Source organism: Desulfomicrobium apsheronum, from assembly GCF_900114115.1.
Classification (GTDB): Bacteria; Desulfobacterota; Desulfovibrionia; order Desulfovibrionales; family Desulfomicrobiaceae; genus Desulfomicrobium; species Desulfomicrobium apsheronum.
The window spans coordinates 426,008-450,152 of the sequence record NZ_FORX01000001.1; the positions used below are offsets into that span (position 1 = coordinate 426,008).

A 24,145-nucleotide genomic window follows, 5' to 3' on the forward strand; every position below is an offset into this window, starting at 1 on the left:
ACGGGGCACCTCGGAAGAGGTAGCCACGTCGTTCAATATTTTGGAGGACGCAAGATGTTTGCAATCGTGGAAACGGGCGGAAAGCAGTTTCGTGTGGAAGAAGGCCGCAGTCTGAAGGTAGCCAAGCTTGACGTGCAGGCCGGTTCAGAGCTCACTCTGGACAAGATCCTGCTTGTCGGAACAGGCGCCGATGTCAAGATCGGCCAGCCTTTCGTCGACGGCGCAGCCGTGCAGTGCGAAGTGGTTGAGCATGGTCGTGACAAGAAGATCATCATTTTCAAAAAGAAACGCCGCAAGGATTATCGTAGAACCCAGGGTCACCGTCAGGATTATACAACCCTGAAAGTGAAATCCATTCAGGCCTAGTGTCGGGAGGAAATAATGGCTCATAAAAAAGCAGGTGGTAGTTCACGCAACGGGCGCGACAGTGCCGGTCAGCGACTTGGCGTGAAAAAGTTCGGTGGCCAGACGGTTTTGGCGGGCAACATTCTTGTGCGTCAGCATGGCACCAAGGTTCATCCCGGCGTTAACGTTGGCGTGGGCAAGGATTTCACTCTTTTCGCTCTGATCGACGGAGTCGTGAAGTTTGAGAAGTATACCCGCAAGAACAAGGTCAAGACCAGGGTCAATATCGTTCCTGCTGTCTAGGCTTTGTCCAGTACAAGCCTTTTTCAAGCCGCTTCAAGAGAGTGCTCTTGGGCGGCTTTTTTTGCTGTCCGGCGGTTTTGCCCCTCGGACCTGGAGAGAACATGAGATTTGTAGATGAGGCCAAGATCATCATCCGTTCCGGAAGCGGTGGTCAGGGCAGTGTTTCGTTCCGCCGGGAAAAATATGTGCCTCGGGGTGGCCCCGACGGAGGGGACGGGGGCAAGGGTGGCGACGTTATCATGCGAGCCAACAATAACCTGTTGACTCTTTACGATTATCGTCACGCTTCCTTCCAGGAAGCCGAGAGCGGGCGGCCCGGTGGCGGGCGGCTGTGCTACGGCCGCGCCGGCGAAGACAAGATCGTCGAGGTGCCCGTGGGCACCCAGGTCTTCGAGGAAGTGGATGGCCAGGAGCGGCTGATCGCCGACTTCACAACGGATGGCCAGGAGATCGTCGTGGCCGAAGGCGGGCGCGGGGGCAAGGGCAATGCGCATTTCAAGTCGTCCGTCATGCAGGTGCCACGTTTCGCGCAGCCTGGAGAACCGGGCGTGGAAAAATACATTCGCCTCGAACTCAAGGTCTTTGCCGACGTCGGCCTCCTGGGGTTGCCCAACGCGGGCAAGTCCACCCTCATTTCGCGCATCTCCGCGGCCCGGCCGAAAATCGCGGCCTACCCCTTCACCACGCTGGCACCCAACCTTGGCGTGGTCATCGACGAGCATGAGCGCAAGCTGGTCGTAGCAGACATTCCCGGCCTCATCGAAGGTGCCCATACGGGCCAGGGTCTGGGGCACACCTTTTTGCGTCACGTGGAGCGGTCCCGCTTTCTGGTTCATATCCTGAGCATCGAGGATGTGAATGTGGACGACCCGTTGTCCGGGTTCCATATACTTGACGACGAGTTGCGCATGTTCGATCCGGCGCTTGGCGAGAAGCCTCAGATTCGTGTCATCAACAAGATCGATCTGGTTGACGAGGAGCGTTTGGCCGAGGTGCGGGCAGCCTTTGACCAGCTTGGGCTCAAAGTGTACTTCATGTCGGCGTTGGACGAAACCGGAGTGGACGTGGTGCTGGATGCCATGTGGAATCTGCATCTGCAGACCGTCAAGGACGAAACCGAACATGGAACTATCGACTGATTGGCGCGAACAGCGCCGCCGGATTCTGGAGAAGGCCAAACGGGTCATCATCAAGATTGGCAGCGCCGTGTTGACCACGGAAAAGGGTCTTGACCCGCGCGTGGTGAACCGTTTGGCCGATCAGATCGCGGGGCTTCATGACCGGGGGCTTGAAATAGTCCTTGTGACCTCTGGCGCCGTGGCTGCGGGCCGCTGCGTGCTTGGCGCCGACAAGGCCGCCGGGTGCATGGTTCACAAGCAGGCCGCCTCGGCCGTGGGCCAGAGCCGTCTCATGCACAGCTATGATGAAGCTTTTGCCCATTATGAGAAGATCACCGCGCAGGTCCTCCTGACCAAGGACGACCTGCGCAGCCGCGAGCGCTTCCTGAACGCCCGTAACACCATGTGCCGTTTGCTTGACTGGAAGGTCATCCCCATCGTCAATGAGAATGACACGGTGGCCGTGCAGGAACTCAAATTCGGCGATAACGACGCCCTTTCGTCCATGGTCGCCAACCTGGTCGGGGCCGATGTGATCATCAATCTGACCTCCGCCGACGGCGTCTTCGACGACAATCCGCTGGAAAATCCCGACGCCCGCTTTGTGCCAATCATCGAAAATATTTCCGAGCTCAATCTGCAGTCCATGTGCCGGGGCAAGACCGGGGCTGGGACCGGCGGGATGCTCAGCAAGCTCATGGCCGCCCGCCGCGCCGCCACCATCGGCGTCCCGACGCTTATTGTTTCGGGCCGGCAGAAGCACGTGCTGGAGCGAGTTTTCGATCTGGAAGACCTTGGCACCTGGATCGCGCCAACGCAAAAGATGCTCTCGGGCCGAAAGTTTTGGCTGGCCTACCACCTGGACCCGGCCGGAACCATCGTGGTTGACGACGGGGCCGCGCGGGCGCTGACGGGCAAGGGCAAGAGCCTTCTGGCCGCAGGCATCGCCGGGGTGGAGGGTAACTTCGGCATGGGCGCCCTGGTCAGAATCGTGGGCCTCGATGGCGGCGCCGTGGGCGTGGGCCTCACGAACTTCAAGGCCGTGGAGTTGCGTAAGATCCAGGGCCTGAGCAGCCCCGAGATCGAAAAAATCCTGGGCCCCTGCCCGCATCAGGAGGTTGTGCACCGCGATAACATGGTGCTGGATAGCTCCCTGTAATGTGTCGGCATATTCTAAATACCGTTTTTGGGGCTGAGCCAAGTCGTAAGCATCCGCACCTTCTCGGTGTCATTCCTGCGTAGGCGGGAATCTATGTCGTTTCGGGTCGTTATTTGAAGTAGAGGAATGGATCCCCGCCTTCGCGAGGATGACGCGGTGGTAGGCGGGGCTTGCGTGAATCGGCTGGGCTCTTCGTCCAGATTCGACGAAACGCGTTATAATAGTGCTTGGTCCATAAGACTTCGTCAAAAACCTGTTTTCGCGTTGCCACCGGAACAATCGAGGCTCCCTGCATGATAGCGTGCATGGGGCCTTATTCATTTTTGTGGCCGCATCATGGCGGTGGTTGAGCACCATATGGGCTTTCCCGTGCGCCAGAGGGCACCGTCACGAACCGTAAAGGTGAAACACGAACAGACGCCCGCTGCCAATGGTGACAGTGGCCCGGTTTTCCACAAAGACGTTGCTCATGCCCCAACTGGTGCCGAAGGTCAGGGTGGCGTCATGGAGTGGGTATTCAAGGCCTGACAGGCTCACCCCGCGTGCCTCGGGCGTGGCGGGGAGCAGGGACAGCGTGTCACCCACGGTGCCTTCCAGGGTAAGGGGCTGGTCCGTGAGGTGAATGCATTGCTCCTGGTCCATGATGCAAGCCGGAATCCCGCCCGGCAGGCAGCGAGCCAGAAGAAAGAGATTGCCCAGGGTATGGTCGAGCCTGCCTCCGGTCGCCCCCAGTATCGAGATGCGCGTGGCGCCTTTTTCCAGAGCCAGTTCCATGGCCAGTTCGAGATCCGTGGCGTCTTTTTTGGGAGGATGGAGATGCAGCTCCACTCCCGCGTCCCTGTATCGGGCGAGCAGGTCGGTGGGGATGGAGTCCATGTCGCCGACGGCCAGATGTGGAAGCACGTCCATGGTGTGCAAATGCCTGCTGCCGCCATCGACGCCGATCAGCCTCTCGGCGGAAGAGATGAATCGGCGGATTGCGGGAGAAAGAGCGAGTGGCCCGTTGGCCATGAGAACCCAGTGCATTGTGCCTCCACGATCGAAAAGTGGCGTTCTTGCTGTTTCGGGCGCGTCCCGATACGAAGCCCCTAGTTAATCATGCGTGCCGAACAAGGCAAGGCGCCGGATGGTCTGCCTTGGTGGGTTTTGGCGCCTTGTCTTGTTCCGACAACCGGAAAAGGAGCCATCCATGTTCGATTCCTCTGTCTACGCAGCCCGCCGGGCGGCGCTGGCCCGACTCGTAAGAAGCGGCTGCATTCTTCTGCCCGGCAATGATTTCATCGGCATGAACTATCGCGCCAACACGTTTCCCTTTCGTCAGGACGGCTCTTTTCTGTATTTCACGGGCCTTGATCGGCCGGGGCATTGCTTGTGGCTGGACTGCGAGAGCGGCGAAGAGATTCTTTTTGGTCCCGAGCCGGGCATGGAACACACCATCTGGAGCGGAGCGGCCCCTTCTCTTTCGGAACGGGCGGATCTTTCCGGCATCGCCGTGAGCAAGGCCATGCACGAACTGGCGCATACCGTCAGGCAGGCAAAAGGCCAGGGGCGCAGCATTCATTACTCCCCAACCTATCAAGGCGAGACAGCCCTGCTCTTGTCAGGCGTCCTGGGCATCCCGGCCCTGGAGCTGGAGGCAGGTTTTTCAAGCATCCTTGTGCAGGGCATCGTGGAATTGCGTAGCGTCAAGAGCCCCGCAGAAGTGGCGCAAATCCGTCAGGCCATCACGATTTCCGCTGACGTTTACGACCGCCTCATGCAATCATGCGTTCCCGGTGCGAGGGAGATGGAACTATATGGTCGCTCTCAAGGGCTGATTTTTTCGCATGGCAGCCGGGAAGCATTCCCCATGATCCTGTCCCGCCGCGGGGAGGTGCTGCACAATCACACTCACGATCAGATTCTGCGCGACGGCGATCTGCTGCTGGTCGATTCCGGGGTGGTTTCGCCCTTGGGGTATGCCTCGGATATCACGCGCACCCTGCCTGTGGGCGGGCGGTTTTCCAGTCGGCAAAAGGAGATATACGAGATTGTGCTCGAAGCGCTGGCGGTCGGGACATTGAACATGGCTCCGGGCGTGCCCTTTGTGGAATGTCACCTCGCTGCCGCCAGGGTTGTGGCCAAGGGCCTTACGGATCTTGGGCTCATGCTGGGCGATCCGCTTGAAGCTGTGCAGCGGGGCGCGCACGCGCTCTTTTTTCCGCATGGGCTCGGGCACATGCTGGGACTCGATGTGCATGACATGGAGGCGCTGGGGGAGGATTTCGTGGGATATGACCATGAGTTCAAGCGCGCTGCCCAGTTTGGCCTGTCAGGCTTGCGCATGGCCCGCAGACTCAGGCCCGGGTTTGTCATGACCGTGGAACCCGGCATTTATTTTATCCCAGCTCTCATCAGACAATGGCGGGAGCAGCGGCGGCTTGAAGAGTTCATCAATTACGAGGCGCTGGATGCCTATCTTGATTTTGGAGGCATTCGCATAGAGGATGACGTGCTTGTTACCGAAGATGGCAGGGATGTCTTGAGTAAGGACATTCCCAAAAGCGTGGACGATATTTGCAAGCGAATGGGAGATGCGTCGTGAGAAAGATCAGTCTGCACGGCGGGCACAGCGGACAATACTGCGATCACGCCCGCGACACACTGGCGGATATCGTGGCGGCCTATCATGGAGCCGGATTTGAATGCATCGGCCTGACCGAGCACATGCCGCCTTTTGGCGACGCCGGACTGTATCCCGATGAAATCGAATTGGGCAGAACGTCGGGCTGGATGGAGGCTCGGTTTGCCCTCTATGTGGCCGAAGCCAGATCCCTTGCGCGCGCTTACCATGATCGGATGCGGATTCTGGTGGGCATGGAGACTGAATGGTATCCGGGTTGCACAGAATGGGTAAAGGAACTGCGCCAGTATTACGCGCTTGATTACGTAGTGGGCTCGGTCCATCACGTTCAGGGTGTTTGTTTTGATTTTTCCCGGGAGTCCTACTACAAGGTTGCCGCGCGGTGTGGTGGAACCAGCCGGATGTATGCGGCCTATTTCGACGAGCAGTTCGAAATGTTGCGGGAGATCAAGCCGGAGGTTGTGGGGCACTTCGATCTCATCCGACTCCACGACCCGGACTATTTGCAAACCATGGCGGAGCCGGAGGTCTGGAAACGGATCATACGCAATCTGGAATGGATTCAAGGCGCCGGCGCCTTCCTTGATATCAACGCGCGGGCCCTGCTGAAAGGCCAGCCCGAACCATACGTTTGCGCGCCGATCCTGGACGCTGCGGCAAAACTTGGGATTGGCGCAGCCTACGGCGACGACGCTCATGGGGTGGCGGATGTCGGGTACGGGTTTGCGCAGGTAGAAGAAGTGCTAGCAGTGAGAAAGATGCGAGGACCTGAGGCTTCAATCGCCCCGATTTTAGGGAGTCTCTGCGGCTGAGTTCTTCCATGCACGCCAGAGCAACCTGCTGGAATAGGCTAGGCCGCTGCCGACCATGACGTAGAGGCCGGTCTTTATTCCGGCTTCAATTGGAAGCACGCTCAGGGTGCGTCCGAATATGATCATGACCGCGATGAGCAACCAGTTCCGAACGGAAAAAAGCCCTCCCAGACAGGTACGCGAAGGTTTGGCTCCGATGTGCAGAATAATCCTGTCGGCTACTCGGTCCAGGATGAGTCTACTTTTGAACATCCCCAAAATCGCACCAGCCACGATCACCGCCAGCAGCATGCCCCAGGAATCTTCCTGGAAAAGATAAATTCCCTTTGCGGAGAGAAAAAAACCCACTCCTGACCACACAAGGGCGGCGGTGAGCTGGCGCGTGCGGGGGTAGGCTCGGGGGGTGATGCGTTCGAGCATTAGTGATAGCTTTCCTTTTGGAGCGATATTTTGAAATAGCATAGGGGAGTGTCAAACGTAAACAAGCCGTCTTGGAAAACCAAGACGGCATGCTTTCACTTATATAAAGCCGAGTTAATTAACGTTTTTTCGCCAGAAAAGTGTTTTGGCTCCAATATCAATAGTAGTTTCGATGGGGATGATAGCGCCAGAACTGGTTTGGATAAATGCGGTTGCGCCACCCTCGCCGACATGGATTGTCGGTGTCGTAGCCATGCCTTTTCCAAGACCGACAAAGGTGGCGAAGGTGTCGCCAACACCTCGGAAAATAGGATCATAATAGGCTGTCCCTGTTTTATAGTACAGGCCATAGAGCCGGCTTTGTCCTTCTACCATGCAGATATCAGTTCCAGGGAGGTAGCTTGTGAAAAGTACCGCGCCTCCTAATGCGCTGGCTTGGCCAAGTACTCGCTCCCAAGGTTCAGTGAAATCAAGTCTCCAGCCTCCTGTATGTTTGCCAGCCTCTTCTTCGAGTTTGTTCCAATCCCAAGGAGTTGTAGTATTTGTCCAGTTCTCATCTTTGTAATGGATGTTTACGCACTCCTTTGTGTACGTATAGTAGCACATTCCATTGTCTTCAAGATAAACTCGTGTGCTGTTAAAAAGATCGTTAGTGCTGACAGATCCTGCAGAGAATGGATCGGTTGCATTCCATATAGGGTCTTTTATTCCATAGAATGTCCTGTATTGTTCTGTGTCACCTTCTTGCGGAATATCATAGCTGTCGAAAAAGCGGCCAGCGCCAAAGTAAATCCATATATTTTTAGTTTTGTCAGTTACTATTGTTGGTGCGGCAACTACTGGTTGTTGTACATCTATCAAAAGAGATTGTTTCCAATTAGTTCCTTGAGCTTCGTTATTCGTAAGGAACCGATATAATTTTCCTGAATAATTGGTGTTGAGAATGCCCGAGACTGTTCCGTAATACAGGGCATCAGTTTTAAATTCTTTATTTATATTTTTAGAGTTAAAATCAAAGTCAACTGAAGCAATATCGCCAATAAATGATTTGTTTTCAGTGGTTGCAGCGCTTAAAGATGTGCTTGCAAAAGCCCCGTTTGAATTTTTGACGACAGTGCTAAATGTTCCACCATGAAGTACTTTTACTGCTTGTGCAGCGTCTACTGTTCTGGACAAGTCCATTAGGTCAAGAACAAAGAGTTGGCCTGGTTGGCTACTCGTGACGGTGTCGAGCTTCGTAAAGTGCGCTACTCCATTCTCGTCGGCAGGGCCTGAGCCGAAAACTAGGTACCACTTATTGTTCAAAGAAGTTGAGTTGGTGTGTGCGGTAGTCATTGGCATTATGGCGGGCGAGCACGTTGTAAAGCCAAGCCTAGGAACGCGCACTTCGCCAAGTAGCTTCGGAGGGTTTTCGGGGTTAGTTATGTCCATGATTACATATGCTGAGCCCGTGGTGCGATGGCCACTCGAACTGCCGCTTTTGGCTACATCAACCTCGATATTGCCGCCACCTAGGCCCATTCCGGCTACGAGTATTGTGCCCCATCCTTTTGGATAGTCAGGGTCGTTCTCATCAAAAATGCGAACATCAAAGGCGCGTGGCATGAGGTTCATGTATGGAACATGGAGTCCGCCTCCGTATTCCGGGCTCATGAGCCATCTCAGGTGTGGAAGTAAATTGAACGGAACATAAGCCCACAGTTCCGCGCCAAGTTCAAATGCAGTGTCTGAAATAGTCCTTGTCTTGTCGAAGCTTCTATTGGCAGGGTTGTAGAATCCGCCGTTAAATGCATGAAGCATCCCGTCGTTAGCGCCGACATAAACAACCTGTCGCCTGTCTTTGTATTTTTGATAAAACTCGGCAAAAGATTTGTCTTTGTATATTATATGATAGTTGGCTGATGGTGCGCCTACAATGAGTGGCGAAGATGTAACAATATCTCCAAGTCTCCATGTTGCTCCGTTGATTGTGCGAGATCTTACTGGATCAATAATTTCGTTAGTTACATTTTCATCTATATCAAGTCCGCGAATAAATTCAACTTGGCGCTTTGCAAGTTTTTGCTGAACACTATAGTTGCTAAAAGCAGCATTCAATGGCAAGCCAATTTGCCCGCTACTTGACTCAAAAAGTGTAAGGTAAGAATAAAAATTTGAAGGTAAATTAATATCTGCCGTGTCAGACGGGAGAACAAAGTCTTGTATGTTGCTCGCTGGCACCTGATGACCTGCATCATCAACGAATGTAAAAATGTAACGTTTTTTATCAATACTCTTGTATGCACGTTGTTGAAGAATAGAAGGAGGGGTTCCGTCAGTTGAGCTAATAGAATTGAGCCAATCTGTTGTTCTCCATAGGAATTTGATGTCTTGAAGTTTTACCTCTTCATAAGTATTTAATTCTTCGCCCGTCAGTAAAGAATCTCCATTTGAATCAGTATACCTGTATATGATAACCGTATTGCCCACGTCGATAAACTTAATAATCTTGTCGGCAGCTAGGTCAAGTTTCTTATTATTGTTAGAGTCTTCCCGCATGTTTCCTTTGGCGTCGACAAAAAAGGCGTGAACTTGGCCAGACCAGTCTGGCGCAATGATTTCGGCGCTGTTTGCGTCCGTTGGAGGGAAGAACAAGGCTTGATATACCGCTCCCGCTCCACTTCGAGTCTGTGAGGTTACGGCCGCAGCGGTTCCAGACATAAGATTTCGAGTTGCTAGATCGAAAGCGTTGGAAATGGCCATTTCCAACGCTGATCCGTCTTCGCCTTCAAAAAAATTGACCGGCTTTGTTGGTTGCGGATTGTCATAATTTTTGTCGATGACCTCAAATACGGCAGAAACTTCCGTTGTCTGCCATTTGATATTGGGGACTGTGATCTTTTTCCCTTTTGCTGAGACTTTGACTGGCATTGTATCGCCATTTTGATCGCGGAAGGCTCCAAAAATTGCAGCGTGCTGAAGTAGGTGGCTTCCCTTTCCAAAAGCTTGAACGACGTACAGAGTAGATGTTTGAGAGCCTTGTAAATCCTGTGGCCTCAGGTCGTTGCTCCGCATCCATCTTGCTGTGTCAATGACGTATGCTTTTGTATTTGGTTGCAAGTTTTGTCCAGTAATGGGATCTTTGTATGCTCCGCCAACAACAGGATATTCTCCGATAGGAGGAATAAGTTTGTTGTCTCCATAAGGTATGGAATCGCCGAATGTGCTTTCTCCAGGAGTAATCAAGATGACATTTTGTGGCGTGCAATATTCAAGCTTTCCAGAAGATTTGAAGTAAAAAGGATCGCCAAAACTCCCTTTTGTTACATTGAAACTGTCAGATTCATATTTTGGAGCATAGGTCGTTTCAGAAGAACTGGTAATATCCATCTGCATGATATAGCCAGCAACATTGTATAAAGTCTCCGCTAAAGGGGCAGTGCCTCCTAGCGGTTCTTTTGGATCGTCAGAAAAATTATTAATATATTCTTTAATTTTGGCAATGTTGTCGACGCCGTCGTCCATTGGGACAAGTAGTCTGCCACCTTTGTGGTTGTTGCCTGTGCCGAGATCGTAATATCTGAACAATGCTAGTCGTGCTTTTTCTGCGAAGGTGGCATTGCTATCATCTTTCTTTTCAAGGATGCCAATCGGATTTTCTCCTACAGCCTTGATGCGTAATTCAAAATCATGCAGTATCGGAACGTAAGTGTCCTTTCCGTTGACAACAACGATCTTCTCTACGACCATTGTTCTCGTATTAGGTTTTTGTCTCAATAAAATTTTTTCATCTTGTAGTTCAGTAATTCCTAAAGTTGTAAGCGGCAAGTTAATTGCTTCCGTTGTGACTTGTCGGTTAAGGCTGTTTGTCGTCACTACTTCGTAAAATCCATCAACGTATCTTCCGCCAGTCATTACCTTTCGCATTATGTCGATTCGGTGCATTGTTGCCCAATTTAAAAAATTGCCATTCCAACCAGTATTTCCGCTTGTCTCCTTGATGAAGTATCCTTTGTTTCCATCAGTGCCATTGATATATAAATATGTAGAGTTTCTGTCAAAATATCCATAATATCCTTTTGGATCAAGAGCATCGTAAGGTTTGCCGTAATTTTCATATAAATTCTGTTCACTCGTTTTTTCCGTCATTGTGGCATACGCCATACGGTGCATGCTGTTCGACGTGTCAAAAATAATGGTGATTGAAGGCTTGGCAGTCTGTGTGACGGTAAAAGGGGGGCGCCAATTAAAATCTTTTGCTTTGTAGGCGGATACAACAAATGGCATTGCGCACAGGGTGCAGGCAAGTAACGTGATTACTAGCCATGAGGAGGATTTTTTTGGTTTATTATTCATTGAATGCTCCTTTTTTAAACACATAAACATGCCTGCGCATGGTAAAGAGTATCATGTATGTTTACATAAGTGGTCTGTCACGCCAGGCAAGGTCAACTTCGGCGCGACTGTTTCGCTTGCCTTCATTGTGTGATCTGATGAGAAAAATGGGGGCAAGGCTTTTGCTGAGAGATGCACCTGGTGATATGTAATCATTGTACTGGATGCTGTGAGGGGCATCAACGTAATCAAGTAGCCCGGCTCTTACATGTGTGCCTTTTAAGGTGCTCTTGAAAAGAGTGTAGTCGCTTGGTGAGAAAATAGTGCTATTATACCACAATTTTGCATCATCCTCGAGAATGGTGGTATTTCCATTGTTCAACAATTCCTTGGTAAGTTCTCTGCCGATATTTACGCCCGAATCAGCATGAAAAAAAGCTTCTTTTGCATCCCTGTCGTTGGCAGCCATAAAAATGTTGAGGTCTGCGACCTCAAGTGCTGTAAGCCCAAGAGCTCCCAAGATGGCCAGAACGATCAATGCTATGACCAAGGCCGATCCCTTTACGTTGCGTTTCGATACTCTAGTTTCTACAGAAATCGTATACATAGCTTGTCCTGGCTGGCAATCCTTTGTTATTCCATGTTACAGTACATGTCATTTCTTTACAATAATCAAAAGGAGTGGCATTTTGAACAATGCAGTTCATTGTGTAATTGACGCCATCCACTGTTTCCGTAATTGGTGAGCTAAGAGTTTCTATTTGCCCAAAGCTGACATCTGAGTATTGTTTATGGCTTTCCTTTTCAAAAAATTCTTCAACCATCATGCTCGCTTTTGTGAGGTAGTAAGCCCTGCTGTCTTGGATTGTCGATTTGGCAATCATGCTCGAAACTGCGAGCAGGCCGACTGCAAGGATGGCTGTCGCTATCAAAACTTCTACCAATGTAAGTCCTTTTTGGGTACTGTTGCTAAATGAATCCATCATGGCCTCTTGATTAGAAATCCAGATTTCTCAGCCACACGCGGGTATGCATGTTTCTGCTGGTTATGCCCAGGGCTGACCTTTCTGGCGATGGTATTGCGGTGGCGTTAATCTCGATCATGCGGATGTTGCTGATGGTTGAGGCGTTGACGGGAGAGGCTACAATCGTTTCGTCCTCATCAAAGTAGGTAAAAATGAGATTGCTAATATTGCTTGCTGCAATTTCCCATGTATCGTTTTCAGAGTTGTATAAAAGGATTTGGTTTTGATTGTTTCTCCTGTACGCGATATGAACTGTTGCGCTTTCTTCCGAAGTACCGCCCCGTGTACAGTATACTGATGTTTCAGTAGTGTCCGTTCCGTTTGTCCCAGATTCTTTCATTCCAAATATTTTATCTTGATTAAGTGGTGTATATCCACACATCCGTAGGTCGTCTGATATTATTACTAGAGAAGTTAGCAATTCTTGCTGCATCATTGTTGTTTCTTCTTGTTTCGCGGCCATGAGATTGTGAACGCGGAACAAGTTGTAAATTCCGGTGATGATGATGCCCATCATGACCATGGCCACCAGAATTTCCACCAAGGTCATGCCGGACTGATTGTGCCGTTCAGGCATGTGAAAATCTCCTCTTAATTGGTCGCTTTTGTCATAATGCTGCCTGAAGTCCGTATCGTGACGCTCAAGATCTTTTCGGCGCTGTTTTTGATATCGAGAGTTTGAGTAGGAGTAGCGCGTCCTCGGCTATTGAAAGTAGTAGCGTAATCAGCTTCGAGTTGAACGCTACCTTTCAAACTGGATAGATTAAACTGTCTCAAGAGCGTGTTTGGAGCGTCGGCGAGACGAACTTCGCAAGAATTGTCAGTGCAGTTGAAAGTTACTGGCGCGTTCCGTTTGATGGCTTCAACTCTGGCGCTCTGGCACATGCTGACAATAGTTCTTGCCGCACGCTTCAAGTTGGCTTGAGGTATCCATTTCATCAGCGCAGTTCCCGAAATGCCTGCCAGAATCGCGATGACTGCTAATGTGACCAACAACTCCGCCAAAGAAAATCCCTTTGGCTGGTTGCGTGTATGTTGATGATTCAACCTAGGAGCTTTGATTTTCATAATTTTGATAGCTATCTTATATTTCAGGTGATTTGAAATAATGCTTCTTGAGTTACGAAATTTTGTCTTTTTTTGTCCTGATTATGTCACTTGGGATTTAAAGATTCTGGCTCCTTTCGCCGTTTCGGTGCGACTTTTGTTGAAACTCATTTTCTCATCAAAGACTTGGTGAGTGCAAATAATACTTATTTTTTTGATCTTTTTTTAATCATAAACCCGTATCTTTTTGTTGTCAAAGACTCCTTGTTTATCTCGTCTGCTCAAGTATTATATTATGAGCAGAAACTGTGCCGGTATTGGGGGTGTGGCGAGTTAATTCGTTATTTTGTAGGCTTAGAGATCGGAAATAGAGGCGAAGTCCTGTATTATGTTATGTTGTGTGATTAAGGACACGCTACGCAGTGGCGCTGAATCGTGTAGATGTGATTTTTGCCTAGGAAACGAATATCCGTGAGTTTCAGAAGCTTGAGTTACCAGCGAACTCTCCAATCGCTACATATGAAGATAAGAAATATCTCGCTCCGCCGCCTACGCTGCTTGATGGAGTTGTCCCTAAAATTTGCACGTGTCTTCAGGTGGAAACAGAGGTGCTCCCCAATCGTTGGACAGGGGATCGCCGTTATTAAGCTTGAGATTTCTCTTCAGGCCGCCTTTTGCAGGTTGTCCTGGTAGAATTGACCGGGAGTCTTATCCATCAGGCTGCTATGAGGCCTGACCGTGTTATAGAACTCCAGCCACTTGCCAATGCCGGCTCTGGCCTCTGAGCCTGTCTCGTAGGCGTTGAGGTACACGTTTTCATATTTCAATGATCGCCAAAGTCGTTCGATAAATACATTGTCCATCCAGCGACCGCGGCCATCCATGGATATGCGGCTCCCTCTCTCCTGCAAGACCTTGATGAAGGCATAGCTGGTAAACTGGCTGCCCTGATCAGTGTTGAATATCTCCGGAGGGCCATACTTATCCAAGGCCTCTTCAAGGGCAGCAACGCAAAAGTCCGTATCCATGCTGTTGGAGAGCCGCCAGGACAGAACGGCCCGACTATGCCAGTCCATGATCGCCACCAAGTACAGGAAGCCTTTACGCATGGGAATATACGTGATGTCGGTGCACCAGGCCTGATTACTTTTTTCGATCACAACATCCCGTAATAAATAGGGGTATTTCTTGTGCATGGGGTTTTGAATGCTGGTTCGAGGCTTCTGATACACAGCCATGATGCCCATGAGGCGCATGAGCCGCCGAACCCGCTTATCTCCCACGCAATGCCCCAATGACCTAAGATGGCGACGCATTTGCCTCACGCCAAAGAAAGGCCACTCCATGAATATTCGATCTATTTCCTGCATCAGCATGAGATTACAGGAAGATTCTTCTTTGGCTTTGTAGTAGTACGTCGCTCGATTTAAGCCAAGCAACATACACTCACGGTTGATACTAAGCGCCGTGTGCTCTGGCTCAATCTTCTCTCGCCTGCGGGAAGCACTTAACGGCCGCAGGCTTTGACTAAAAAAATCACGTTCCACCGTTAACTGGCCAATTTTAGCGTGCAAATCATGGAGTTGTTTCTCAGCGTTCACGTCTTTGCTCGTTTTTGCACCGGAAAAAATTTCGGCTGCTTCGCTTTTGAGCTGCTTGAGCCATTTATTGATCAGCGTTTGATGCACTCCATGTTCGGCGCTGAGCTGGGCGATGGTTTTCTCTCCCGAAAGGGCCGCGAGGGCGACTTTCGCTTTGAACGCCGGGGCGTGATTTTTCCGTTTGGACATGATGATTCTCCTTGTGTGAGGTTAAGCTATCATACCTGTCCAAATTTTGGGGAGCACCTCTAACCCCACTAGGCCGCACACCTTCCAACAGAAATAATTAGAGAGCAGGGAATGACCAAGTGGATGAGACGGAAGCACTCAGCAGAATTCAAGGTCAAGGTGGTGTTGGTGGCGATGGCGGGTGACAAGACGCTTGCTGAGCTCGCATCGCGTTTTGAGTTGAACCAGATTACCGAATGGAAGCGGCAATTCAGCGAGCGAGCCGCCGCAGTCTTCGGTGAATCGGTCGATAGTGAACAGGCGGTGAATTTGACGGTCTTACATGCAAAGATCGGTCAACTGACGTTGAAAAATACTTTTTTAGAAAGGTGTATTCAGCAAGGTAAAACTGCAGAAAGCAAATGGATGATTCGCAATGACCTCAAGGTTCAAAACCATCGCCTGATCAAACTGGTCAGGATACGTCGTGGGTGCGTTTACTCTCAGCTGAGATCTGTTGGAGAGACGTTCTCCACGGTTCAAGTTTTTACGTATTGCCGACAGAAGTGTCCGGGTGTTGTTCATTTTTAAGTAAGGCGAACGGTGTTATCGTGCCGCAGCCATGTCTCAATCATAGCTCTTTGCTCGGTCTGAGAGCGGAACCATTCTATCAGCAGATACGCATTGCGAAATTTGCCATCAAAATTCTCGTTAGAACAGTTCTGACATGGCGGGTGATCGTACTCATTCCGTATTCTTTCGCCAAAATAGGCTGCCGGATTTGAAGGGTATGGGCGTGTCGATCTGGGTGTTTGTGAGATCGCCGGTGTTTGACTGGGTGAAGGCGGTTGCTGTTTGTTTTTCGCCAATGTGCAGCGTCGGCCTTGCGGCCAGGCCTGGGCCGAGTTCGACGAAGGTGGGGAAGTTATCGCTCGTGTGCTTTAGCGAGGGCCAGAAATACGGGGTGCCCGTTTTGTAGTAGAGCGCCCAAAGCCGGCTTGATCCTGCTGAAGAGCAGGCTTCGCTCGTTGGGATGTAGCTTGTGAAAACGACGGATCCTCCAAGAACGGCGGCCGGACTCAGAATCCTTTCGGTCGCAGCCGTGAATGTGTGTTTCCAGCCTGAAGCTGAATCCATGCTGCTGCGTAGCCATGCCCAGTCCCTAGTGGAATTCGAGTCCGTGTTTGTCTGAATTATCCCGACGCAGTTTTCAGAAAATTCTCCTTCGCCGCAGGTGCCTTTTGTCACGGCGATCTTGTTGCTTTCGAAGAGGTTGTGGCTCGCGATAGTTTCCCAGCTTTTTACTCCGTCAGTTTCCGGTTCCCTGATTCCATAAAAACTCATAGGCGAAGATTGAGGAATGTCGGCGCGGTTCAGGAAGCTCCCGGTTCCAAAGAATATCCAGAGTCTGTTGGCCTCGTCCAATGCCGTCGTCGGGGCCGCGCTTACGGGACCTGCGGCGTCGATGAGCGTCGAGGTTGCCCAGTCCCAGGGCTCTTTGTTTCCGGTTTGAAGCCTGTGCACTCTTCCGGCCGCTGCGCTTTGATCCCCGCCCACCGTTCCGTAATAGAGAATGTCAGTCTTGAATTTTCCGGCTTCGCTATTGGGCCCGATATCCAGATCCAGACAAATGGGATCACTGATGAATGAGTTCTCTTCCGCGAAGGCAAAAGGTTTGGGTGTCGCCGAGATCAAACCATCGCTGTCCACGGTTTTGACGGTTTTTTCCGTGTACAGCGCGCTGAGATCCAGGACGAAGAGCTTGCCTGGCTGGCCGCTGGTCTCGGCCCCGAGCTTTGAGCGGTCGGCTCGTCCCGTAGAATCGGCCGGGCCGGAGCCGAAGACCATGTACCATCTGTTCTGGTCCGCAGTGCTTGCATTGGGGCTGCTCATGGGCATGACCGCAGGAGCGCAGGTCGTGAATCCCTGTCCGGGCAGGGATATTTCAGCCAGCACGTTTGGCGGTGATTCCGGGTCGGTGATATCCATGATCAGGTAGGCTGAGGTCATCGTTCGGTCGATGTCCGCATTCAGGCCATTGCCGTCGGTTTTGTCGATGTCCGCCTGTATCGCCGCTCCGCCGAGACGCATGCCCGCGACCAATATGGTTCCCCAACCGCCGGGGTAGGTGGTTTCGTCCACCGGCGTGACCCCGTCGGACATGAAAAAAATCCGGGCATCGAAAATTTTGGGCGTAAGGTCCATGTAGGCGACATGAAGCTTCTCGCCGTAGTCAGGGTTCATGAGCCATTTGAGATGTGGCAGAAGATTGTAGGGAACGTAGGCCCAGAGTTCCATGCCCAGTGGAAATTGCGTTTGCGCGTCCCGCGCCAAGTCAAAGCTTCCGGTCTTGCTGTTCCAGAATCCGCCGTTGAAAGCGTGCAGCATGCCGTCATTGGCCCCGGCATAAATGACCTGACGGCGGTCCAGGTATTTTTTCAGGAATTTTTCGTAGCTCTTGTCATTATATATGAGGTGGTAGTTCTCGGCGGGTTGCCCTACCACGCGGGGCGAAGAGGAGACGATGTCGCCCAGTCTCCAGATGGTATTGCCGTGTCTGCGGCTTCGCGCCGTATCGGCAATTCCTTCGATGGTCGCGTTGCCGATTTCTGCTCCGCGAATGAAGTCAACCTGCCGCTTGGCCAGAGTTGCCTGCAAATTGGAGAAGCCGGATGGATTGTCTTGCCGCAAGGCATTGATCGCATCCTGGCGCGGATCGAAAAGATCAAACCCGATCATCCCCGATGCCGACTCGTACAGAGTCAGAGAATTGTGAAAAAATTCCGGAGAATTGAGAGTTTTTTCCATAGGCGTGGCGGGGAGTTCGAAGTGCTGGATTTCACCGGCGCCTGCATCCGCGATCATGTCCTGATTCTTGTCCGTGAAGGTCATGATGTATCGGTTGGGCGTCACGCTGGCATAACGTCCACGTTGCGTCACCACTTGCTGGTCGGTCAGGCTGTTGAGCCATGTGCTTGATGACCAAAGAAATTCAATGTCCCCGATGTTGCCAAGCGCTGTGGCGTTTCTTTCTCCTGTATCGATTACCCCGTCGCCATTGGCATCGACATGGGCATGGATCAGATCTTCGCCAAATTCGATGATCCTGTCGCTGGTTGGGTCCAGGCGCTGGTTGGCGTTGGTGTCCTCGCGCAGATTGCCTTGGGCGTCGATCAGGAAGGCATGCACCTGTCCTGCCCACCAAGGCGCGATTTTGTCTGTTCGGCTCGGAGGAAAAAAGATGGCCTGATAGGCAGCCCCCTCTCCGCTGCGCGCGTGGGATGCAATGGCCGTGGCCGCGCCGGATGCAATACTCCCTGTGCTCAATTGAAGGGCGCGGGTGATTTGTGTTTCCAGGTTTCGCCCGGACCTCGCCGTGAAAAAGTTGTCAGGCAGTCCGTCGCAGTTGACGTCGAATTCCGTCTGAAGAGAGGGCAGCAGGTCGCCATCCAGATCGTTGAATTTTCCATGGCGGGCGGCATCCTTTATAAGATAGCCGCCATCTTCACCAAGGCAGACCGCGTAAAAATCCCAATTCTGAACGCCGTCCATGCCGGGCTCGGGGCGCAAATCCGTCGTGTGCCCTGTGTAGGCGACATCGATGAGGAACGTGCTTCCGTTTGCGGGCAGCCCATAGTCTTCATCGGGGCGGGGGCGCGGCACAATGTTTTTCAAAAAGGCAGGGATGTTCTGATCCTGTGAACTTTTCCCGGCAGTCACCAGGATGACGTTTTGTTTTGAGCATGGCACGTTTTGTCCATGGGACGGATGGTGGAATGGATCCGGGACTTGAAGCCCGCTCTGGCCGTTCTGGCCGAGATAACCAAGTACCTCATGGAGCGCCGTCGCCAGCGGAGCCCACCCCGTCGGCCGGACATTGTTTATTGTAATGATCATGTCATTGAAGCTTGCCTCGTCTTCGCTCATGGGCTGCAGGATTCTGCTCGCTCCACCGAACGCGAAAAGAGCAATGCGCGCCTTGTTCCTGATGGAATGGAGCAGCGCCCTGTCCGGTTCAACTTTGACGCGAAGTGCGTATGCCGTTCCGGCATCGGGTCCAGACACGAGCATCATGTCGTTGTCATCCCGCTGCGTCATGGTGAGTTGGCGGTGATGGGGTGTCATGTGCGCGATTCGTCCTTCAAGATCGCTTTTGGGAATCGTGTCGTCGTATTCAAGGTGCTGCGCTTTGCCTTGAGTGTCTGGTGCCTCCATTTCAAGGCAGCCGTTTTTGGGATTGTATTTCCCGCCAGTCATCAGTTTGCGCGCGAGATCCATGCGCCGCATCGTTGCCCAGTTCAGAAAATTTCCGTTCCATCGTCCTGTATCGTTGTTTGGATAAAAATGGGGCGCGGCCGCGCCTGCGTCATAATTGTAGTACGATCTGGAATCGAAATATCCGTAATATTCGTCTGTTGAGTTGAACGGCCCGTCATAAGCCCGCTCAAGCATGTTTGCCGAAGTATCCAGGACGAAGGTCACTGAGGGTTTTTCCTCCGTGGCCAGAAATGGAGGAACCCAATGAAAATCGCTGGCTTGGAAGGGGGCGCCCTTTGCCGGGAAAAGCAGGCACGCCGTAATGATCAGCAAAAATAATTTTTTCACGGCAGGCATCCCTCTGCTGCTTAATGGTTTATGTGCCACCAACCCAGATCCACTTCGGCCGCGCTGCCGCGCAAACCTTGTCTGTGCGAGCGGACAAGATAGGTGGCAAAGGTGCCGCCCAAGGCCGCTCCCCTGCCGGTGCTTTCGTATCCCGAGGCCATCTGCATGGCGCTGCCCGGAACAATGCCCGTCGCAATGAGCCCGGCCCGGACATGAGTGGCCGCAGCCCCGTGCCGGTGCCATTTGACGGGATAATCATCGGGGTTGAAGGAAGTCTTGTTTTCCCAGACCGAGGCATTGGTGGCGGAGGTTCCATCATCGTAGAATGTCGAATTCGCGGCGGCGATGGCTCTTTCCAGAAATTCGTGCCCTGCGTTTACGCCCGCTTCCGCCAGGAAAAAGGCGCTTTTGGAGTCGCGGTCATTGGCGGCGATCAGGCTGTTCAGATGCGCGGTCTCATGGGCCGCGAGTCCAAGGACTCCAAGCAGGGCAAGGGTGACGATGGCCAGGATGAAGACCATGCCGGATTCGTGTCCGCCGGATCTAGAATTTTGGAGATAAAACATGAATGTATCGGACGGTTGAGTGATGTCCCTTGTTGTTAAAGGACAGATCACAGGTCATTTGCCTGCACCTTTCCACGGGAGTGTCGTCGGTCAGGGCGCAGGTCATGAAAAATTGGATGCCGTCTATGACGGTGCTTGCGTTCATGGCCGTGAGGGCGCGGAACGCTTGGGGCGAATATTGCGCGCGGGTCGCTCTTTCCAGAACTTCCTCGACCAGCAGGCTGCCCCGGGAGGCATAGTAGGCGCGGCTATCCTGGATGGCGGCGCGGCTGATCAGGGTTGCGACGGCCATCAGTCCGACGCCCAAAATGGCAGTGGCAACCAGAACTTCGATCAAGGTGAAGCCCTGGCTGCGGCGTTTTTTTCGAATGATGCCGTTCATGGCTTTCGGAATGGCGATCCGATCATGGTGCAAGGGCTTGGCGGCGCGAAAATTGGGCCTGTGCATTTTCCCGGCTACTCCGTCACCACGCTGCCCGAAGGCCGCACGATCACCGAACGGGACAGTCCGGCGCTGTTGTGGATGATGATCGTCCCGGCCATGGAGGCTCGGCCCCGATCGTTGAAATGGGTCGTGTAGGATTTTTCAAGGAAGTGCTGATGTTTCAACTCGGTGAGATTGAAGCGCCGCAGCAGCGAATTGTCTTTCTTGATTCTGACTTCGCATGTGTTCTGCCCCTTGTCGCATTGGAGGCGGATCTGCTCGTTTCGTTTGATGGCTTCGAATCTGGCGTGTCTGCACATGGAGACAATGGTCCTGGTTGCACGGTTCATGCTCGCTTCCGGTAATAGTCCAAGAAGCGTCGTGCCCGAAACGGCCGAGAGCACGGCCACGATGGCCAGGACAACCAGGGCTTCGACCAGGCTGAAGCCCGAACAGTATTCAGGATGCAGGCCTTTCTGCGCGGTCAGTTGTTGTACTGCGGGCATTGCCGGGTCAGTATGATCGGTCATGGGATGCTGCTCGAAGCGACGACAGCCAGGTCCGCATTCACGGAGTCGGTATTGAAGGGATTCCTTCTGTCCGTTCCGAGATTTCTGCACCACACCATCGTAGACATGGTGCGATTGCCTATCTTGAGGCTTGCGCGCAAAGGCGAGGGTATGGCCGTGATTGCAACCTTGACGCCGCGAATGATCCCGGGGTTTGCTTGCGGATCGGGGATGGCAGCGCCTTCGGCGTTGAAATAGGTGAAGCGCAGGTCGCCGATGTTGGTGCTGATCGGCTGCCAATGTACGGCGCCCGTGTCGTATTTGCGTAGCACGTTGTCGGGGACTGCTTTTGCGGAGCCGTCATTGGTGACATTGAGCCTGAAGCCCGAGTGTTCGCGAAGACTTCCGCTTCCACTTTCGTTCAAGATTCCGTCGTTGTTCCAGTCCCGGCTGCAATAGACGGCTGTCTGGTTCGTGGCTCGCCCGTAATCCGGCGCGCCCGCCTGCGGCCTGTGTAGAAAGCCGAACCCTGGCGTCCCTTGCGCCGAGTAGCCGCACATGCGCAGCTCTTCCGAGATGAGCGACATGGCGGACAGCAGCTCCTGCTGCATGAGGCTTGTCTGCTCCTGTTTTGCGGCGATGCGTCGGTGTGTTTGAAAAATGGAATGGATGGCGCCCACGACAAGGCCCGAGATGGCCATGGCGACCAGGACTTCGATGAGAGTCATGCCGGATTGGCCGAGGAGACCTTGTTTGTTTTTGATCATGCATCGTACCTTTGAACACGACGGAATGTTGTTCAAAATCGAATGCACGATAGGCTGTGAATACCAATAATCCAATAATGGTAAGAACTAGTATTGAAGGCTTGAAAGGTTGGTAGGGCTGGGGGGCAAAAAAAATGCGGTCTGGGCATCCTCTGCCCAGACCGCGCTTTTCTTGCCGTACGTGACAGCTATTTGTCCACGACCGCGCAATCGGGATTGGGACACCACCATTCCTCGCCTTCGCCGGTGATGGCCTTCACTTCATTTGATTCAAGCATGGCGGCTGTATGTGAATCCAGCTCCTTGCATTTGCGGCCGGTAAGTTTTTTCTTGGTGTCGCCGGCCAGGGGCAGGATATTTTCCTGTTTGTCCGTCATGGTGGACCTCCTTTGGTTGTTTCCGTCAATATACCCGTGAGCGCCGTGACTGACAACAACCAGACCGGGGCAGTGCCCCACGGGAGCGCGAGTCGGCCATCCTGAACACGTCGCAAGGCCGTCCGCTCTTGTTTGAGTCTTCTTGAAGTTTCGGATATATCGGCGAAATGGAGATAATCGATCCTCGGATATTGATCGGGCTTTCAACGACTTGTCGCGTGGGCCGCGCTGTGGGCTCCGGCGGGATTGCGCGGTGAATGCCGAAAAAATCGTTCTGGTCGCGGATGCCGATCAGGCCCGGCGGCAAGCCCTCATCGACCTGCTGGCAGCGGACGATTACGTTGTTCCGGTCGCGTCCGATGGCGAAGAGGCGCTGCTCAAGCTTGAGGGCGGGCAAATCGATCTGGTGATCGCCGAAGAGGACATTCCGGGTATGACCGGCAGAGAGCTCCTGTGGGAGTGCGTCCGGCGCTGGCCGGGCCTGCCGTTCATCATGCTGACCGGCAGTGGAACGGTGCGAGGCGCCGTCGCGGCCATCAAGGACGGGGCTACGGATTATCTGACAAGGCCCGTGGACGGGCAGGAACTGCTCCGGGGAATTGCCCGGATTTTGGCCGCAAGTGGAGGGCGCACCTGGGCGAGCAGTGGCAATCTGCTGACCGAGGAGCTTTGGGGCGGAAAAAGCCCTTCCATGCAACGCCTCTGCAAGTTGATCGAGCGGGTGGCCCCGACGGAGGCCACGATCCTGCTTCTGGGCGAGAGCGGCACGGGCAAGGAAAAGATCGCCGGGCTTCTGCATCGCCTGAGCCAGCGCTCGCGGGGTCCGCTCGTGATCGTCGATTGCGGTTCAACTCCCTCCACCCTGCTTGAGAGCGAGCTGTTCGGACATGCCAAGGGCTCGTTCACCAATGCCTACAAGGACAAGAAGGGGCTCGTGGCCGAGGCGCATGGCGGAACCCTGTTCCTTGACGAGATAGGCAACATCTCATCGGAAATGCAGCTTCGTCTTTTACGTTTCCTGCAGGAACGAAAAATCCGGCGGGTTGGCGATCTGGCCGAGACCGCCGTCAATTGCCGCGTCATCGCCGCGACCAACGCGGACCTGGCCGAGTTGGTGCGCAGCGGCGAATTTCGCGAGGACCTGTACTACCGGCTCAAGGTCATCACCATTCAGGTGCCCCCCCTGCGCGAGCGCAAGGCCGACATCCCCGTTCTGGCCGAACGTTTTCTCCAACTCTTCGCCGAGGACGGGCCTTTGTCCCGTCTTGACGCAGAAGTGGCCGAGGCCATTCTCGACTACCCCTGGCCCGGCAATGTGCGTGAGCTGCGCAACATGCTGGAAGCCGCGGTCATTTTGTCCTCTGACGGGCTTATCCGGCTGGAGGACATGCAGTTCGAGGACAGCTTCGATGACACGCCCCTGCCCGGCAATCTTCTTTCCCTGGCCGGAAGCGAGAAGCAGGTGGTTCTGAACGCCCTTGAGCGAAGCTCCTGGGTGGTCAAGGACGCCGCCGATCTGCTCGGGGTCAGCCGTCGGACCATGCACTACAAGATTAAAAAATTTCAGATTGATACGGCAAAACGTTCTGCCTGAGCGAGAGTTGCGGCTCCCGGTATTTTTTCATTTGTCATCCCGCCCACAGTGATTAGCAGGGGAAAAGACACTTGAAGCTGGAGGTGCCTATGAAAAACATGAATACCTTGCTGCACTTTATGCGATATTTTGAACCGCATTGCATAGAAAAGGGTGGAGAGCGCATTTGTTACGTTTCAGCCCTTGAATATCCTGATAAGAATGAAGTACTCGAAGTCTTTGGCGGAAATGGTTTTTTTGCCAGCGGACCAACGGTAGTTGTTCTTAAATATGCAGGGAGAAAGAATGTCGACGGTGACGACCAGTGGTGGTTGTCCGATGAGCAATTACCTGAAACTTTTCCCGTCTGGGAAGCACGTTGAAATATT

General features: G+C 52.9%; 24 protein-coding genes. 9 read left to right on the forward strand and 15 right to left on the reverse strand.

The window, feature by feature from the left end; translation table 11 throughout:
• Nucleotides 1-54 precede the first annotated feature (54 nt).
• The 4 genes from rplU to proB all read left to right on the forward strand — a co-directional run bounded on the left by rplU (nucleotide 55) and on the right by proB (nucleotide 2,925).
• Nucleotides 55-366: a 50S ribosomal protein L21 gene (gene rplU, locus BMZ40_RS01935; protein ID WP_015775576.1), complete on the forward strand. Its 312-nt coding sequence runs from the start codon at nucleotides 55-57 to the stop codon at nucleotides 364-366.
• A 15-nt stretch (nucleotides 367-381) separates the two neighbouring features.
• Complete coding sequence (gene rpmA, locus BMZ40_RS01940) at nucleotides 382-648, forward strand: 50S ribosomal protein L27 (protein WP_015775577.1); 267 nt, start codon at nucleotides 382-384, stop codon at nucleotides 646-648.
• A gap of 101 nt (nucleotides 649-749) precedes the next feature.
• Complete coding sequence (gene obgE / locus BMZ40_RS01945; protein WP_092372435.1) at nucleotides 750-1,787, forward strand: GTPase ObgE; 1,038 nt, start codon at nucleotides 750-752, stop codon at nucleotides 1,785-1,787.
• Complete coding sequence (proB, locus tag BMZ40_RS01950; protein ID WP_092372436.1) at nucleotides 1,771-2,925, forward strand: glutamate 5-kinase; 1,155 nt, start codon at nucleotides 1,771-1,773, stop codon at nucleotides 2,923-2,925. Before obgE ends, proB begins: the two co-directional genes overlap by 17 nt.
• A 387-nt stretch (nucleotides 2,926-3,312) precedes the next feature.
• Here the strand turns inward: proB and BMZ40_RS01955 are convergent, their stop codons facing one another.
• Nucleotides 3,313-3,951 carry a thiamine diphosphokinase gene (locus BMZ40_RS01955; RefSeq protein ID WP_092372437.1) on the reverse strand — a complete coding sequence of 213 codons (639 nt, stop codon included), beginning with the start codon at nucleotides 3,949-3,951 and terminating at the stop codon, nucleotides 3,313-3,315.
• A gap of 163 nt (nucleotides 3,952-4,114) precedes the next feature.
• Here BMZ40_RS01955 and BMZ40_RS01960 point away from each other — a divergent pair, with 163 nt between their 5' ends.
• Nucleotides 4,115-5,509 carry an aminopeptidase P family protein gene (locus tag BMZ40_RS01960; protein ID WP_092372438.1) on the forward strand — a complete coding sequence of 465 codons (1,395 nt, stop codon included), beginning with the start codon at nucleotides 4,115-4,117 and terminating at the stop codon, nucleotides 5,507-5,509.
• The gene (locus tag BMZ40_RS01965) at nucleotides 5,506-6,360 is read left to right on the forward strand and encodes a histidinol-phosphatase (protein ID WP_092372439.1); all 855 of its coding nucleotides are present in this window, start codon (nucleotides 5,506-5,508) and stop codon (nucleotides 6,358-6,360) included. Before BMZ40_RS01960 ends, BMZ40_RS01965 begins: the two co-directional genes overlap by 4 nt.
• On the opposite strand, the gene BMZ40_RS01970 is transcribed toward BMZ40_RS01965, so the two are convergent.
• The 7 genes from BMZ40_RS01970 to BMZ40_RS02000 form a co-directional block, all read right to left on the reverse strand.
• Nucleotides 6,340-6,780 carry a hypothetical protein gene (locus tag BMZ40_RS01970; RefSeq protein WP_092372440.1) on the reverse strand — a complete coding sequence of 147 codons (441 nt, stop codon included), beginning with the start codon at nucleotides 6,778-6,780 and terminating at the stop codon, nucleotides 6,340-6,342. The genes BMZ40_RS01965 and BMZ40_RS01970 overlap by 21 nt on opposite strands.
• A gap of 114 nt (nucleotides 6,781-6,894) precedes the next feature.
• Complete coding sequence (locus BMZ40_RS01975; protein ID WP_177192968.1) at nucleotides 6,895-11,115, reverse strand: pilus assembly protein; 4,221 nt, start codon at nucleotides 11,113-11,115, stop codon at nucleotides 6,895-6,897.
• 61 nt (nucleotides 11,116-11,176) lie between these two features.
• Nucleotides 11,177-11,701 (reverse strand): pilus assembly PilX family protein, encoded by a 525-nt coding sequence (locus BMZ40_RS01980; protein WP_092372442.1) that lies wholly within the window; start codon nucleotides 11,699-11,701, stop codon nucleotides 11,177-11,179.
• On the reverse strand, nucleotides 11,676-12,077 hold the full coding sequence (locus BMZ40_RS01985) for a prepilin-type N-terminal cleavage/methylation domain-containing protein (RefSeq protein WP_177192969.1): 402 nt from the start codon (nucleotides 12,075-12,077) through the stop codon (nucleotides 11,676-11,678). The genes BMZ40_RS01980 and BMZ40_RS01985 overlap by 26 nt, the downstream gene beginning before the upstream one ends.
• Nucleotides 12,078-12,090: 13 nt before the next feature.
• Nucleotides 12,091-12,696 (reverse strand): PilW family protein, encoded by a 606-nt coding sequence (locus BMZ40_RS01990; RefSeq protein ID WP_092372444.1) that lies wholly within the window; start codon nucleotides 12,694-12,696, stop codon nucleotides 12,091-12,093.
• A 14-nt stretch (nucleotides 12,697-12,710) separates the two neighbouring features.
• Nucleotides 12,711-13,187 (reverse strand): GspH/FimT family pseudopilin, encoded by a 477-nt coding sequence (locus BMZ40_RS01995; protein ID WP_092372445.1) that lies wholly within the window; start codon nucleotides 13,185-13,187, stop codon nucleotides 12,711-12,713.
• 641 nt (nucleotides 13,188-13,828) lie between these two features.
• Nucleotides 13,829-14,959: an IS3 family transposase gene (locus tag BMZ40_RS02000; RefSeq protein WP_092372446.1), complete on the reverse strand. Its 1,131-nt coding sequence runs from the start codon at nucleotides 14,957-14,959 to the stop codon at nucleotides 13,829-13,831.
• A 108-nt stretch (nucleotides 14,960-15,067) separates the two neighbouring features.
• Between BMZ40_RS02000 and BMZ40_RS02005 the strand changes: the two genes are divergently transcribed.
• Complete coding sequence (locus BMZ40_RS02005) at nucleotides 15,068-15,526, forward strand: hypothetical protein (RefSeq protein WP_092372447.1); 459 nt, start codon at nucleotides 15,068-15,070, stop codon at nucleotides 15,524-15,526.
• On the opposite strand, the gene BMZ40_RS20135 is transcribed toward BMZ40_RS02005, so the two are convergent.
• The 7 genes from BMZ40_RS20135 to BMZ40_RS02035 form a co-directional block, all read right to left on the reverse strand.
• Nucleotides 15,523-15,756, reverse strand: coding sequence for an integrase core domain-containing protein (locus tag BMZ40_RS20135; RefSeq protein WP_425429349.1), 234 nt, complete (start codon nucleotides 15,754-15,756; stop codon nucleotides 15,523-15,525). The genes BMZ40_RS02005 and BMZ40_RS20135 overlap by 4 nt on opposite strands.
• The gene (locus tag BMZ40_RS19850; protein WP_245751000.1) at nucleotides 15,680-19,540 is read right to left on the reverse strand and encodes a pilus assembly protein; all 3,861 of its coding nucleotides are present in this window, start codon (nucleotides 19,538-19,540) and stop codon (nucleotides 15,680-15,682) included. The genes BMZ40_RS20135 and BMZ40_RS19850 overlap by 77 nt, the downstream gene beginning before the upstream one ends.
• 20 nt (nucleotides 19,541-19,560) lie before the next feature.
• Nucleotides 19,561-20,106, reverse strand: a complete 546-nt coding sequence (locus BMZ40_RS02015; RefSeq protein WP_092372449.1) for a PilX N-terminal domain-containing pilus assembly protein — start codon at nucleotides 20,104-20,106, stop codon at nucleotides 19,561-19,563.
• Nucleotides 20,084-20,554, reverse strand: coding sequence for a type IV pilus modification PilV family protein (locus tag BMZ40_RS02020; protein ID WP_092372450.1), 471 nt, complete (start codon nucleotides 20,552-20,554; stop codon nucleotides 20,084-20,086). Before BMZ40_RS02020 ends, BMZ40_RS02015 begins: the two co-directional genes overlap by 23 nt.
• A gap of 8 nt (nucleotides 20,555-20,562) precedes the next feature.
• Nucleotides 20,563-21,060: a GspH/FimT family pseudopilin gene (locus tag BMZ40_RS02025; RefSeq protein ID WP_092372451.1), complete on the reverse strand. Its 498-nt coding sequence runs from the start codon at nucleotides 21,058-21,060 to the stop codon at nucleotides 20,563-20,565.
• Entirely contained in the window at nucleotides 21,057-21,806 is a 750-nt protein-coding gene (locus tag BMZ40_RS02030) for a PilW family protein (RefSeq protein WP_092372452.1), read from the reverse strand. The genes BMZ40_RS02025 and BMZ40_RS02030 overlap by 4 nt, the downstream gene beginning before the upstream one ends.
• A gap of 188 nt (nucleotides 21,807-21,994) precedes the next feature.
• Nucleotides 21,995-22,183, reverse strand: a complete 189-nt coding sequence (locus BMZ40_RS02035; protein ID WP_092372453.1) for a hypothetical protein — start codon at nucleotides 22,181-22,183, stop codon at nucleotides 21,995-21,997.
• Nucleotides 22,184-22,436: 253 nt separating this feature from the next.
• Here BMZ40_RS02035 and BMZ40_RS02040 point away from each other — a divergent pair, with 253 nt between their 5' ends.
• Nucleotides 22,437-23,777 carry a sigma-54-dependent transcriptional regulator gene (locus BMZ40_RS02040; RefSeq protein WP_092372454.1) on the forward strand — a complete coding sequence of 447 codons (1,341 nt, stop codon included), beginning with the start codon at nucleotides 22,437-22,439 and terminating at the stop codon, nucleotides 23,775-23,777.
• Between the two features lie 89 nt (nucleotides 23,778-23,866).
• Nucleotides 23,867-24,139 (forward strand): hypothetical protein, encoded by a 273-nt coding sequence (locus BMZ40_RS19045; RefSeq protein ID WP_143075502.1) that lies wholly within the window; start codon nucleotides 23,867-23,869, stop codon nucleotides 24,137-24,139.
• The last annotated feature ends 6 nt before the right edge of the window (nucleotides 24,140-24,145 follow it).